This window comes from Actinoplanes sp. NPDC048791 (assembly GCF_040650095.1).
Lineage (GTDB): Bacteria > Actinomycetota > Actinomycetes > Mycobacteriales > Micromonosporaceae > Actinoplanes.
The window spans coordinates 1-13,349 of sequence record NZ_JBEZGQ010000126.1; the positions used below are offsets into that span (position 1 = coordinate 1).

12 protein-coding genes are annotated in these 13,349 nt (G+C 71.5%); 7 read left to right on the forward strand and 5 right to left on the reverse strand.

The annotated features are described in order from the left end of the window. Positions 1 to 63 precede the first annotated feature (63 nt). From AB0C29_RS12545 to AB0C29_RS12560, 4 genes are all read left to right on the forward strand, one after another. On the forward strand, positions 64 to 474 hold the full coding sequence (locus AB0C29_RS12545) for a hypothetical protein (RefSeq protein ID WP_360819171.1): 411 nt from the start codon (positions 64 to 66) through the stop codon (positions 472 to 474). Continuing rightward, positions 471 to 1,145, forward strand: a complete 675-nt coding sequence (locus AB0C29_RS12550) for a response regulator transcription factor (protein ID WP_360819174.1) — start codon at positions 471 to 473, stop codon at positions 1,143 to 1,145. The genes AB0C29_RS12545 and AB0C29_RS12550 overlap by 4 nt, the downstream gene beginning before the upstream one ends. Then, the gene (locus AB0C29_RS12555; RefSeq protein WP_360819177.1) at positions 1,142 to 2,131 is read left to right on the forward strand and encodes a hypothetical protein; all 990 of its coding nucleotides are present in this window, start codon (positions 1,142 to 1,144) and stop codon (positions 2,129 to 2,131) included. The genes AB0C29_RS12550 and AB0C29_RS12555 overlap by 4 nt, the downstream gene beginning before the upstream one ends. Before the next feature lie 123 nt (positions 2,132 to 2,254). Then, positions 2,255 to 3,844: a methyl-accepting chemotaxis protein gene (locus AB0C29_RS12560; protein WP_360819180.1), complete on the forward strand. Its 1,590-nt coding sequence runs from the start codon at positions 2,255 to 2,257 to the stop codon at positions 3,842 to 3,844. Positions 3,845 to 3,859: 15 nt separating this feature from the next. Here AB0C29_RS12560 and AB0C29_RS12565 read toward each other — a convergent pair whose 3' ends face one another. The 4 genes from AB0C29_RS12565 to AB0C29_RS12580 all read right to left on the reverse strand — a co-directional run bounded on the left by AB0C29_RS12565 (position 3,860) and on the right by AB0C29_RS12580 (position 9,891). Continuing rightward, positions 3,860 to 4,984, reverse strand: a complete 1,125-nt coding sequence (locus tag AB0C29_RS12565) for a citrate synthase 2 (RefSeq protein ID WP_360819183.1) — start codon at positions 4,982 to 4,984, stop codon at positions 3,860 to 3,862. A gap of 73 nt (positions 4,985 to 5,057) precedes the next feature. Then, positions 5,058 to 6,098 (reverse strand): hypothetical protein, encoded by a 1,041-nt coding sequence (locus AB0C29_RS12570; protein ID WP_360819186.1) that lies wholly within the window; start codon positions 6,096 to 6,098, stop codon positions 5,058 to 5,060. Next, positions 6,098 to 9,214, reverse strand: a complete 3,117-nt coding sequence (ileS, locus tag AB0C29_RS12575; RefSeq protein ID WP_360819189.1) for an isoleucine--tRNA ligase — start codon at positions 9,212 to 9,214, stop codon at positions 6,098 to 6,100. Before ileS ends, AB0C29_RS12570 begins: the two co-directional genes overlap by 1 nt. A gap of 56 nt (positions 9,215 to 9,270) precedes the next feature. Further along, entirely contained in the window at positions 9,271 to 9,891 is a 621-nt protein-coding gene (locus AB0C29_RS12580; protein ID WP_360551422.1) for an L-threonylcarbamoyladenylate synthase, read from the reverse strand. A gap of 114 nt (positions 9,892 to 10,005) precedes the next feature. Here AB0C29_RS12580 and AB0C29_RS12585 point away from each other — a divergent pair, with 114 nt between their 5' ends. Both AB0C29_RS12585 and AB0C29_RS12590 read left to right on the forward strand, forming a co-directional pair. Further along, positions 10,006 to 10,215 (forward strand): hypothetical protein, encoded by a 210-nt coding sequence (locus AB0C29_RS12585; RefSeq protein WP_360819192.1) that lies wholly within the window; start codon positions 10,006 to 10,008, stop codon positions 10,213 to 10,215. A gap of 80 nt (positions 10,216 to 10,295) precedes the next feature. Further along, positions 10,296 to 11,768, forward strand: coding sequence for a hypothetical protein (locus tag AB0C29_RS12590; RefSeq protein ID WP_360819195.1), 1,473 nt, complete (start codon positions 10,296 to 10,298; stop codon positions 11,766 to 11,768). A gap of 1 nt (position 11,769) precedes the next feature. On the opposite strand, the gene AB0C29_RS12595 is transcribed toward AB0C29_RS12590, so the two are convergent. Then, the gene (locus AB0C29_RS12595; RefSeq protein ID WP_360819198.1) at positions 11,770 to 12,240 is read right to left on the reverse strand and encodes a MarR family transcriptional regulator; all 471 of its coding nucleotides are present in this window, start codon (positions 12,238 to 12,240) and stop codon (positions 11,770 to 11,772) included. 86 nt (positions 12,241 to 12,326) lie between these two features. Between AB0C29_RS12595 and AB0C29_RS12600 the strand changes: the two genes are divergently transcribed. Then, positions 12,327 to 13,349, forward strand: a 1,023-nt coding sequence (locus AB0C29_RS12600) for an LLM class flavin-dependent oxidoreductase (RefSeq protein WP_360819200.1), incomplete at its 3' end; no start/stop codon positions are given.

Below are 13,349 nucleotides of genomic sequence, written 5' to 3' on the forward strand. Positions count from 1 at the left end.
GTGAACGTGGCGAAGATGACGTTGGTGACCACCGAGCCGTAGTAGCCGAAGCCGCTGCCCCGGGTGATCAGGTCCAGGCCCGGCCTGCGGGTCGACCACCGCCGGCTCGGCGAAGCCCGGGAGCTGCCCGCGCTGGTCGACCTCGCGGCGTTCCGGATCGCCCAGGAAGCATTGACCAACGCCCAGAAGTACGGCGACGGCACCGCCCGGCTCACCGTGGCCTACACCGCCGACGGGGTCACGCTGGACATCACCAACCAGGTCCGGCCCGACGTCCCGAGGTCCGGCTCGGGCTACGGCATCATCGGCATGCGCGAGCGCGCCGCCTCGACCGGGGGAGCGCTGACCGCGGGCCCGGATGCCAACGGCCGCTTCACGGTGCACGCCGATCTCCCCAGCGCAGACCTCCCGCCCCGCGACCACGCAGAGCGGCTGAACGCGAGGGCTGTCGACGGCGAGCAGGTGCTGTCATGACGATCCGGGTGCTGCTGATCGATGACCAGCCGCTGATCCGGGCCGGCTTCCGGATGTTCGTCGAGCCCGACCCCGAGGTTGAGGTCGTCGGTGAGGCCGGGACCGGTCGTGAGGCCGTCGAGCTCGCTCGTTCCGCCCGCGCCGACGTCGTGCTCATGGACATCCGGATGCCGGACATGGACGGCATCGAGGCCACCCGCCGGATCGCCGCGGCCGAGGATCTGGCCGGTGTGCGGGTGCTGGTCCTGACGACTTTCGAGAACGACGACAACGTCGTGCTCGCCCTGCGGGCCGGGGCCAGCGGCTTCCTCGGCAAGCACGTTGATCCCGCCGATCTGCTGCACGCCATCCGGGTCGTCGCCGCCGGTGAGGCGTTGCTGTCGCCCGCCGCCACGCGTGGGCTGGTCAGCCGCTTCCTGAGCCAGCCGGTGCCGAGTGCGCTGCCGGCCGCCCTGGAGCTGGGCGGGCTCACCGACCGGGAACGGGAGGTGCTGGCGCTGGTGGCGTACGGGCTGTCGAACGAGGAGATCGCCGAGCGGCTCTACCTGTCGCCGCTGACCGTGAAGACGCACATCAACCGGGCCATGGGCAAGCTCGGTGTCCGGGACCGGGCGCAACTGGTTGTCATCGCGTACCAGAGTGGTCTGGTCCGCCCGGGTGACCAGCCGTGAGCGCGCTCGTTCTCGCGGTCCTGCTCTGCGTCGCGTCAGCGGCGGGTTATGCGGCCGCGGCCGTGCTGCAGGCGCGGCTGGCGCAGCAGCCGCTCGGCGTGCTGCTCGGGATGCCGCTGTGGTGGGCGGCCATCGCGCTCAACGGGGTCGGCGCGGCCCTGCACGTGGTCGCGCTGCGCTACGGACCGTTGTCGCTGGTCCAGCCGTTCGGGGTGCTGACTCTGGTGCTGGCGGTGCCGCTCGCGGCGATGCTGGCCCGGCGGGCGGTCACCCGGATCGAGGGCCGGGGCATCGGGCTGACGGTGGCCGGGCTGATCGGCATCCTGCTGCTGGCCGGTACGACCACCAGCATCGCGGTGCTGACCACGGCCCAGCTCGTCGGCCTGTTGCTGGTCACGGCGGCGCTGCTGACCGCTCTGGGTGGGTGGGGCGCGGTGCCCGGCGCTTCGGGCCTGTGGACGGCGGCCGCGGCCGGGGTGTCGTTCGGCGTCTCGTCGGCCCTGACCCAGACCGTCGCGGTGCACGTCACGGACGACGGGTTCGGTGCGCTGCTCAACCCGACGGTCGCCGTAGCGGCGCTCGCGATCGCTGTGCTGTCGACCGCTGGGACGTTGTTCACGCAGCGTTCCTATCGTGACGGGCTGGGCGCGCCGCTGGCGGTGAGCACGCTCGCCAATCCGGTCGCGGCGGCGGCCATCGGGCTGGTGCTGCTGGGGGAGCAGATCACCGGTGGGCTGCTCGGGGCGGCGGTGGCCGTGGTGAGCGCGGTGGTCGCGGCGGCCGGCGTGACCCTGCTGACCCGCGCCCAGGTACGCGAGACGCGAGCCCGCGAGTCGGCTTTGCGCGCGGCGGCGCGTGCACTGCCCCGGATGGTGGTGGTTGCGGTGAGCAGCGCAGCGGTCCAGCCGATGCCGCCGATGAGTGCGGCCGGCAGCAGGGCCGCCCGGGTGCCCACCGCGCCGGGCAGCATGCCGCCGCACGCCTGAGCAGAGCACGGCCGGCCATCGGGATCGGGAAACTCGGCAACCTTTTTACCCCCTGGTAATCAGCGATCGGCAACCCGCGTCGATAGGGATCACGGGGAGCAACTCGGATGAAGGGGTGGCAACGTGGCAGGTCTGACCGGATGGGCCCGGAACCGGCGGGTGTCGACCAAGGTTCTCACGGTGGCCGGTGTGGCCATCGCCGGGATGGTTGTCACCGGGTACATGAGCCTGGCCGGGATCGCCGAGCTCAAGACCACCCGTAACGACGAGCTCAAGGTCGGCGTCCCGTACATCACCAGTTTGAACTCCGCCGCCCTGGCGGCCAAGGCCGCCGCCAACGACGAGCGCGGTTATCTCATCGCCGGCGACAAGAGCTTCCAGGAGGAGGCCCTCCGCCGGAAGGAGACCGTCGACGGGCATCTCGCCACGGCCCGGGGCCTCGCCGCGTCCGAACAGCAGGCCACGGTCGACAAGATCAAGACGGCCACGGACGCCTGGTTCACCGCCCTGGCCGCCGAGTTCACGACCTACGGGACGGACCGGCAGGCCGCGATCACGGCCGCCCTGGGTGCGAACCGTGACCTGCGCAAGGCGTACGAGGAGCAGCTGGCCACGGAGCTCAGCCGGGCGGACGCCGCGCTGATCGCCGGGAAGCAGTTCGACGCGACCGTGGGCTCCACGCGGACCAGCCTGATCTGGACCATCGTGATCGCGTTGGCGCTCGCCGTCTTCCTCGCCCTGTGGGTGGCCCGGATGATCGTGACGCCGTTGCGGCGGGTGTCGTCGGTGCTGGAGGCGGTCGCCGAGGGTGATCTGTCCCAGCAGCTCGACGTGGACCAGCAGGACGAGGTCGGGCACATGGCCACGTCGCTGCGCCGGGCCACCGTCACCCTGCGGCAGACCGTCAACGATCTCGCCACGCACTCCCGCACGCTCAGCACCGCCGCCGGTGAGCTCTCCGCCACCAGCAAGAACAGTGCCACCAGTGCCGAGACCGGGGCCCGGCAGGCGAGTGCGGTCGCCGAGTCCGCCGCGGCCATGTCGTCGAACATCCAGACCGTCGCCGCCGGGGCGGAGGAGATGGGCGCCTCCATCCGGGAGATCAGCCAGAGCGCCACCCAGGCGGTCGGTGTCGCCTCGCGGGCGGTCGAGGTCACCGCCACCACGACCGGGGTGATGGCCAAGCTGGGAGAGTCGTCCACCGAGATCGGCAACGTGATCAAGGTGATCACCTCGATCGCTGAGCAGACCAACCTGCTCGCCCTGAACGCGACCATCGAGGCGGCCCGGGCCGGGGAGATGGGCAAGGGTTTCGCCGTGGTGGCCAGCGAGGTCAAGGATCTGGCCCAGGAGACCGCGCGGGCGACCGAGGACATCGGTCAGCGGGTGGCCGCCATCCAGACCGACACCGTCGGCGCGGTCGCCGCGATCGAGGAGATCAGCGAGATCATCGGCCGGATCAGCGAGTTCCAGACCACCATCGCCTCGGCGGTCGAGGAGCAGACCGTGACCACCAACGAGATGAGCCGCAACGTCACCGAGGCCGCCGACGCCGGCGGCCGGGTGGCCGGGACGATCAACGATGTCGCCGCCTCGGTGCAGCTCACCACCGTCGGGGTCACCGAGGCCAACCGGGCCGCCGGTCAGCTCGCGGAGATGTCCGACGACCTGCAGGTGATCGTCAACCGGTTCCGGCTGGAGCCCGCCCGCTGACCGGGCGCGGCCGGGTCAGAGGTACGTGCGGCCCGCGTTGCGTTTGAGCGCGTCCTCCCAGCCGGCCAGCTCGGCCGGCTCCCGGTCGGGCACCCCGGCGTACGACGCGGACGGCCGGATGATCTTGTTGAGCCGCTTCTGCTCGCGGATGTGGGCGGCCCAGCCGGCCGTCCGCGCGCAGGTGAACATCGAGGTGAACAGGGGCGCGGGCACCTCGGCGAAGTCCAGGATGACGGCCGCCCAGAACTCGACGTTGGTCTCCAGCACCCGGTCCGGCTTGCGCTCGCGCAGCTCGGTCAGCGCCGCGTCCTCCAGCGCCTTGGCCACCTCGTAGCGTGGTGCACCCAGCTCCTTGGCGGTGGCCCGCAGCAGCCGGGCCCGGGGGTCCTCCGCGCGGTAGATCGCGTGGCCGAAGCCCATCAACCGCTGCCCGCTGTCCAGGACCTGCTTCACGTACGCCCGGGCGTCGCCGGAGCGTTCGACGGCCTCGACCATGTGCAGGGCCCGGGACGGCGCACCGCCGTGCAGTGGGCCGGACATCGCGCCGACGGCCGCCGAGATGGCTGCCGGGACGTCGGCGCCGGTGCTGGCCACGACCCGGGCGGTGAAGGTGGACGCGTTCATGCCGTGCTCGGCGGCCGAGATCCAGTACCGGTCGATCGCGCTCACGTGCCGGGGGTCGGGTTCGCCGCGCCAGCGGACCATGAAGCGTTCGACGAGGCTGGTCGCCGCCTCGACCCGGCTGCTCGGCACGGCCGGGACGTCATTGCCGCGGGCGCCCTGGGCGACGAAGTCGAGCAGCGTGGCGGAGGTGCGGGCCAGGTCCGTACGGGCCTGCGGGTCGTCGATGTCGATCAGCGGGCCCAGCCCCCACTGCGGCGCCATGGTCGCGATGGCCGCTTGCGCGTCGGCCCGGATGTCCCCGGAGTGCACGGTCAGCGGTACGGGCTCAGCAGCAGCCAGCGGGGCGCCGAAGTCCCCGTCGACGAGCAGGCCCCACACGTCGGCGTAGGACACCTTGCCGACGAGCTTCTCGATGTCGATGCCGCGATAGCGCAGGGCGCCACCGTCGCGGTCAGGCTCCGCGATCTCGGTCTCGAACGCGACGACGCCGGCCAGGCCAGGGGGAACGGTCAGCATGGTGACTCCCGGGTACACATCGGTGGACGTCGAACATTACCGCCGAGTAACCCAGCCGAGCGTGGGGAAAATGTCACACCCCGTGAGCCAGCCAGACCCGGTCGCCGGCCACCAGCAGGACGTCACCGTTACGACCGGCCACAGCGGACAGCGGGCTCGCGCCGCGCGGTGTCGTGACGGTCACCCAGGACCGGCCGCCGTCGCCGGAGCGCCAGAGGTCACCGGCGGCCGCGTACAACCGGCCGGCTGAGACGGTCAGTGACCGTACGCCGGTGGCATCGGGCTTGCCGAAGCGGCCGATCGCCGTCCAGTCCGGGCCTCGCCACGCGCCGAAGGTGTCGCCGTGCGGGCCGACCGCGATCAGCTGGTCGCCCAGCCGGACCACGCGTTGCAGCTCGTCGTAGCCGTCCCCGTCGGGGACCTCCGCGCGCTGCCACGAGCTGCCGTCGACCGAACTCCACGCGGCGGGTGCGTTGCCGGAGCTGCCGACGAGCAGAAACCGTCCATCGAGGACAGCGCCGTCCCGCGCGAAGGCCCGGGCCAGGCCGGGAGCGTTCTCGAAGAGGCGGAAGCGCGTGCCGTCCGGGGAGAGCCAGGCCGCCGCGCCGCTGGTCCGGTTGCCGGCGATCAGGAATCCCGCCGCGCCGCCCGAGATCCGGCCGACATCGACCGCCGTGTCACCGCCGTACGTCTCGAAGGGCGCTGCCGCCTCGGCGAGTGAGCCGTCCGGGCGCTGATACCAGGTGCTGGTCCGCGGGTTGCCGTGCGCGCCGCCGCTGCGCGAGCCGACCGCCGCGATCCGGCCGTTCGCGCAGCCCACGGCGTACAGGACGCTGCGCGGGCCGTAGTAGCTGCCGGGCAGCGGGGTCAGCGTGAGGCTGCGCCAGCTCCGGCCGTCCGTGCTGTCCCAGACGGCCGGGCTGGTCTCGCCGTCGGCGCCGACGCGGCCGCCGACCACGTACCAGTGCTCGCCGCACGCGACCGCGTCCCGCAGCAGCCGCGGGCCGCCCGGGCCGGGCAGCGACAACTCCGTCCAGGCGTTGGTGGGCGCCGACGCGCAGGCGCCGACCAACGCGACGGCGGCGAGCGCGCGCAGCAATCTGGCCGCCGGCATCAGGCCTTCCGCAGCCAGAAGGTGAGACCCATCGCCTCCTCGCGGAACGGGACGGCCTCGGCCCAGGACGGCTCACCGGGGGCGTAGTCCGTGGCCAGCACCTCGTCGGCGACCAGCTGGGCGTGCTCCTCCAGCGCGGCCGCCGTGTTGTCGTCGGCCGCGTAGCGCAGCGCGATCCGGTCGGAGACCTCCAGGCCGCTGGACTTGCGGGCCTCCTGGATCAGCCGGATCGCGTCGCGGGCCAGGCCGGCCCGGCGCAGCTCCGGCGTCAGGTGCAGATCCAGCGCGAGGGTCGCGCCGCCCTCGGCGGCGACCGCCCAGCCCTCACGCGGCGTCTCGGTGATGATCACCTCGTCGGGGCTGAGCGTGACGGTCTCGTCGCCGACCACGACCGCGGCGGTGCCGGTCGAGCACAGGGACTCCTTCAGCGCTGTCGCGTCGGCCGCGGCCACAGCGGCCGCCACCTGCTGTACGCCCTTGCCGAAGCGCTTGCCCAGCGGCCGGAAGTTCGCCTTCGCCGTGGTGTCCACCAGCGAGTCGCCCGCCGCGCCGACCGCCAGCACGACGCCGACGTTCAGCTCGGCCGCGATCTCGGCGAGCAGCTCGGGAGACAGGCCGGCGAACCCGTGCGCCGACGCCAGCGCCCGCGACAGCGGCTGCCGGGTCTTCATGCCCGAGTCGGCCCGCGCCGCGCGGCCCAGCTCGACCAGCCGGCGGGCCAGCGCCATCTGCTCGATCAGCGCCGGATCGATCAGGGACTCATCGGCGACCGGGTACGCGGCCAGGTGCACCGAGGGCGCGGCGGTCGGCGTGACCGGCACGACCATGTCCTGCCAGATCCGCTCGGTGATGAACGGCGTGATCGGCGCCATCAGCAGCGTCACGGTGGCCAGCGCCTCGTGCAGCGTGGCCAGCGCGGCCGGGTCACCGCGCCAGAAACGGCGGCGGCTGCGGCGCACGTACCAGTTGGACAGGTCGTCGATGAACGCGGCGAGCAGCTTGCCGGCCTCGTGGGTGTCGAAGGCGGCCAGCGCCGCGTCCACGTCCCGGGTCAGCGTGTGCAGCTCGGACAGGACCCAGCGGTCCAGGACCGGGCGGTCGGCCGGCGCCGGGTCCGACTCCGACGGCGTCCAGCCGGCGGTACGTCCGTACAGCGCCTGGAAAGCGGCTGTGTTCCAGTACGTCAGCAGGGTCTTGCGGACCACCTCCTGCAAGGTGGTGTGCCCGACCCGGCGCGAGGACCACGGTGAGCCGACCGCGGCCATGAACCACCGCACGGCGTCCGCACCGTGCCGTTCCAGCAGCGGCAACGGCTCGAGGATGTTGCCCAGGTGCTTGGACATCTTGCGGCCGTCCTCGGCCACGATGTGACCCAGGCAGACCACGTTCTCGTACGCGGACCGGTCGAACACCAGCGTGCCGATGGCCATCAGCGTGTAGAACCAGCCGCGGGTCTGGTCGATCGCCTCGGAGATGAACTGCGCCGGATAGCTGCGCTCGAACAGCTCCTTGTTGCGGTACGGGTAGCCGAACTGGGCGAACGGCATCGCGCCGGAGTCGTACCAGGCGTCGATGACGTCGGGCACCCGGGTGGCGGTGGCGCCGCACTCGCAGGCGAAGGTGACCGCGTCGATGAACGGCCGGTGCGGTTCCAGCGCGGACAGGTCCTCGCCGGTGCGCTCGCTCAGCTCGTGCAGGGAGCCGATGCAGGTCAGGTGGCCTTCCGGGCAGCGCCAGATGGGCAGCGGGGTGCCCCAGTAGCGCTGCCGGGAGAGCGCCCAGTCGACGTTGTTGGTCAGCCAGTCGCCGTAGCGACCGTGCTTGATCGTCGCGGGCTGCCAGTTGGTGCGCTCGTTCTCGCGCAGCAGCTGCTCGCGGACGGCTGTGGTGCGTACGTACCAGGACGGCTGCGCGTAGTAGATCAGCGGCGTGTGGCAGCGCCAGCAGTGCGGGTAGCTGTGCTCGTACGGGGTCTCCCGGAACAGCAGGCCGCGGCTCTGCAGGTCGGTCACCAGCGCGGCGTCCGCGGTCTTGAAGAACACGCCACCGACCAGCGGCACCTCCGGCGCGAACGTGCCGTCGGGCCGTACCGGATTGACCATCGGCAGCCCGTAGGCCCGGCAGCTGGCCAGGTCGTCCGCGCCGAAGGCGGGCGACTGGTGCACCAGGCCGGTGCCGCTGTCGGTGGTCACGTACGACGCCAGGATCACGATGTGCGCGTCCGGCACCTCGACCAGGTCGAACGGCGGCCGGTAGGTCCAGCGTTCGAGCTCCTTGCCGCCGAAGGTGGCGACCACCGTCCAGGCCGGGCCGAGCACCTCCGCGAGCAGGTCCGAAGCGACGACGAGCTGCTCATCACCGTCGGTCGCCACGACGTAGGTGACGTCCGGGTTGACCGCGACGGCGGTGTTGGAGACCAGCGTCCAGGGTGTCGTGGTCCAGACCAGCAACGAGGCCTGCCCGGCGAACGGGCCCGAGGTCAGCGGGAAGCGCACGTAGACCGACGGGTCGACGTCCTGCTCGTAGCCCTGGGCCAGCTCGTGGTCGGACAGGGCGGTCTGGTCCCGCGGGCACCAGGGTGCCACCCGGAAGTCCTCGACCAGCAGACCCTTGTCGAAGATCCGTTGCAGCGACCACCAGACCGACTCGATGTAGCCCGGATCCATGGTCCGGTACGCGTCGTCCATGTCGACCCAGTAGCCCATCCGCCGGGTCAGCTCGGCGAACGCGTCCGTGTGCCGGGTCACCGAGGCGCGGCAGCGGGCGTTGAACTCGGCGATGCCGTACGCCTCGATGTCCTGCTTGCCGGTGAAGCCGAGCTCCTTCTCCACCGCGAGCTCGACCGGCAGGCCGTGGCAGTCCCAGCCGGCCTTGCGGGCGACGTGGAAGCCCTTCATCGTCTTGTACCGCGGGAAGACGTCCTTGAAGACCCGGCTCTCGATGTGGTGCGTGCCGGGCATGCCGTTCGCGGTGGGCGGGCCCTCGTAGAAAATCCACTCAGGCCGGCCCGCGGACTGCTCGAGGCTGCGGTGGAACACACTCTCGGCCTGCCAGAAGTGCAGCACCTCGTGGTCCAGCGCACCCAGATCGACCTGGGCCGGCACGGGTAGATACATCGTCGTTTCCTCTTCTCGGAACGTGGTACCCACCAGCCTATGGGCGGCCGCCAGCGTTATTCGAAGCGCGTGGGGTCACCCGCGCCGACCCGCAGGATCTCCGGCTCGCCGCCGGAGAGGTCGATGACGGTGGTCGGGACCGTGCCGCACTCACCGGAGTCGATCACCGCGTCCACCACGTGGTCGAGTCGTTCCTTGATCTCCCAGCCCTGGGTGAGCGGTTCCTCCTCGCCCGGCAGCAGCAGGGTGCTGGAGAGCAGCGGCTCGCCCAGCTCGGCGAGGATCGCGCTGGTCACCGTGTTCTCCGGGATGCGTACCCCGACGGTCTTCTTCTTGGGGTGCAGGAGCCGGCGCGGGACCTCGCGGGTGGCCGGCAGGATGAAGGTGTAGCTGCCGGGGGTGGCCGCCTTGACCGCCCGGAAGACCGCGTTGTTGATCTGCACGAACTGGCCCAGCTGGGCGAAGTCGCGGCAGATCAGGGTGAAGTGGTGGTCGCTGCCCAGATGGCGGATCTCGCGGATCCGGTCGAGGCCCTTGGCGTTGCCGATCCGGCAGCCCAGGGCGTAACAGGAGTCGGTCGGATACGCGATCAGCCCGTCGTCCTGCAGGATGCGGACCACCTGGGAGATGGACCGCGCCTGCGGATTGTCCGGATGTACGTCGAAATACTTCGCCACCGGAAGAGCTTAGAACCTGGGCCGGGTGAATCGCGGTAACCGTGGCACCAACGTATCCATGCCTTTACCTGCGTAAATCTTTACCCGGTGTCCGCGGGGTGGCAGCGTGACCACATGAGACGGAGAGCCGCGCTCGTCGTTGCGCTGATTACGGCGATGGTGGGTGCGTCCGCGGGAGCAGCGGGCGCCGCACCGAAATCCTCGTACGCCTACCTGCATCCCGGTGGCCAGCCCCGGCTGACGGAGAAGGTGCCGGTCAACGTGGTCTTCCTCGGCTACGAGCCTTCCGGCAGCTGGGCAAGCTGGCCAAGCCCGCGCCGCTGACGGAGTACCAGACGGCTTACAACGAGCAGGCGAGCAACGTCAAGGACATCACGGCCAACCACGCCATCGACGCGCCCAGCGTGGAGAAGTGGCTCGCGTACCACCCGCCCGCCGGGGTCGACACCCGGCGCAACACGATCTTCTTCATCAACTGGTACGGCCGCTCCGATTTCAAGTTCCACGTCTACACCAAGACCGGCGAGCCCGACCCGGACACCGGCTACGACTTCGGCAAGGAACGGGACAGCCGCAAGGTCATCGCCTGGGGCGGCACCACCGCCGACGACGAGGAGACCGGACTGGGCAGCACCCGGCGGGTCTGGTTCCACGACCTGTCCGCCGGTCCCGAGTCCTGGACCAGCAACTACGACGTCGACAACCCGGACCTCGACGGTGACGGCGAGGTCGACTACCGGATGCCGCCCACCTGGGAGTACACCGCGGGCGGCTTCCGGGCGCCCGGGGCCCTGGCCGGTGACCTCTCGCTGATCACCCGCTACGTCGCGCTGAACCTGCTGATGACGTCGTCGCCGCTGTACCCGGTCGAGCTGCCCACGGCGGAACCGCCCAAGTCGCTCAACATCGACAGCAACACCTACGAGGGCTGGCCCGGCGTCGACGCGTCCGAGCGCTACATCACCCCCGAGCTGCTGGTCGACGAGCTCTCCGAGCTGCGCTGGCGCAACCGGCTGGACTTCGACAACCAGGACCTGCCCTACGACGCCAAGGCCGAGGAGTGCTACCTCGGGGTGCTCACCGACACCAGCTGCTACCCCGACTCGGGCTACCCGGCGTTCGCCAACCTGTACCTCTACAACTGGGCGAACCTGGAACGCACCAAGGACGACGCCGGCCGGGTCGACTACGAGATCCCGCTGTTCAACTACGCCGTCGGTGAGGGCGTGGACGTGCCGGCGCTGGGCTTCGCCGACGACAACTACGTCGACGGCACCCAGACCGGGGTGTTCAGCTTCATCTCGCCGGACGTCGTCGCCTCCGGGTACGGCCTGACCACCACCCAGATCCACGAGGTCGGCCATCACCTGGGTATGAGCCACCCGCACGACGGCTACGACAGCGAGACCGGGGTGGACTACGAGCCGGCGGGCCGCTTCCTGTTCGCCAACGCCGGCGACGAGAGCAACTCGATGATGAGCTACATCGACGTCAACTGGGACTTCAGCCAGTTCGACCGGGACAACAGCGACCGGTTCCTGACGGCGGCGTACCACGAGGCCGCGAACCGGCTGGCCGCCGACGTGCTGGCGTCGTCCCGGGCGTCCCGGGCGAAGGTGCAGTTGCGTGCGGCTGACGTGCTGCTGGGTCTGTCGACCAAGGCGTTCGCGCGGCACGACTACCGGGCCGCGTACGCGTTCGCCGAGGGCGCCTACAACCAGGTTGTCGCCGGTGCGAAGCGGGCCGGGGTCGACCCGGCCGGTGCGGCCAAGGCGCTGGCGGCCGAGGCCGACGCCGCCCGCCGGACCGTCGAGGTGCACAGCCCGCACGAGTTCATCGACACGCTGGCGCCGGACAGCCCGCGCAGTCAGCCGTAGGTCAGGTCTCTGCCCGGGGCCGCGCGTGCGCGTGGTCCCGGGTGGAGTCGTCCGTCAGCCGGGCCACCACCTGGTCGGAGATCGCGGTGAGCGCGGCGAGCTGGTCATCGGTCAGCACGTCGCCGAAGTAGCGGCGGACCGCGGCGCCGTGACAGGCCCGGGCGGCGGCGATCTGCTCGCGGCCCTTGTCGGTGAGCTCCACCACCGCGTCGGCGGTTTTGGTGATCAGCCCGCGGCCCTGCATCCGGCGCAGCTGGTGGGACAGCCGTGACTTCTCCCACTCCAGGCCGCAGCGCAGGGCGATCGAGCGCGCTGTGCCGCCGGGGGACTCCTCCAGCAGGAACAGGATGTCGAAGTCGGCCTCGGACAGCCCGGTGGAGCGGTAGAGCTCACGGCTGATCCGGCCGTTGAGTTGCAGGCGCATGCGCTGATACGCCTGCCAGGCGGCGGAGACGTCGGCGGTCGCACTCACGCCGGGAATCGTACTTCCATTTGCCGGAAGGCCGCCGGTTGATGTATCAACTAGGTTGATGTGTCAACCCGGCTGAGGAGCACGCGATGAACTACGGACACCCGCTGACGTTCGGCGTGCTGGTCGCGTCGTCGGCCGGGACACCCGGGGAGGCGGCCGGCCTGGCCCGCCACGCGGAGGAACTCGGCTACGACCTGGTCACCGTCGAGGACCGCCCGGACGAGCCGGACCTGCTCGACGCGTGGACCGTGCTGGGCTGGGTCGCCGGGCGTACCGGGCGGGTGCGGCTGGCGCCGGCCGCGCTCACCGTCCCCCTGCGTGATCCCGCGGTGCTGGCCCGCGCCGCGGCGAGCCTGGACCTGCTCTCCGGCGGCCGGTTGGAGCTGGCGCTCGGTGGGGGCGGCGATCCGGACGCGATCGAGGCCATGGGCGGCCGCCGGATCGAGGCAGGCCAGGCCGCCGCCGCGCTGGACGAGGCGATCGACATCGTCCGGGGCGTCCTGGACGCGGGCGAGCCGCGCCCGCTGCGGCACCTGGGCGCGCACTACCGCATCCCGCAGGCGCAGCGGGGTCCGCTGCCCGCCCATCGCATCCCGATCTGGCTCGACGGCGACCAGTCACCGATGTTGCGGCTCGCCGGGCGCAAGGCGGACGGCTGGGCGGCCACCCTGACCGCGTTCCGGCCCGGTGAGTACGCCGCCGCCAACAAGATCATCGACGAGGCCGCCCTGGAAGCCGGGCGCGAGCCCGCCGAGATCCGCCGCCTGCTGCACATCACCGCCGAGCACACCGTGCCGGAGCTGCTCGCGCTGGTGCTGGAGGACGGCGTCAGCACGCTCATCCTCCGGGCCGGCGACACCGCCACGCTGGATCGCTTCGCCCGCGAGGTGATGCCGGCGCTGCGCGAGGCCGTGGCCCGCGAGCTGCCGGCCGCGCCCACGGCCGTCTTCCGGCCCGCGGCGGTACGCGCCAAGCGCCGTCCCGGCATCGACTACGACAACGTGCCCCCGAGCCTGGCCGGGCAGGCCGTCGAGCCCGGTGACCTGGACTACGCCCGGGTGCGCTCGACGTACATGCGCGGCGGGGCGCCCGGTCTCGTCCTGCGGGCC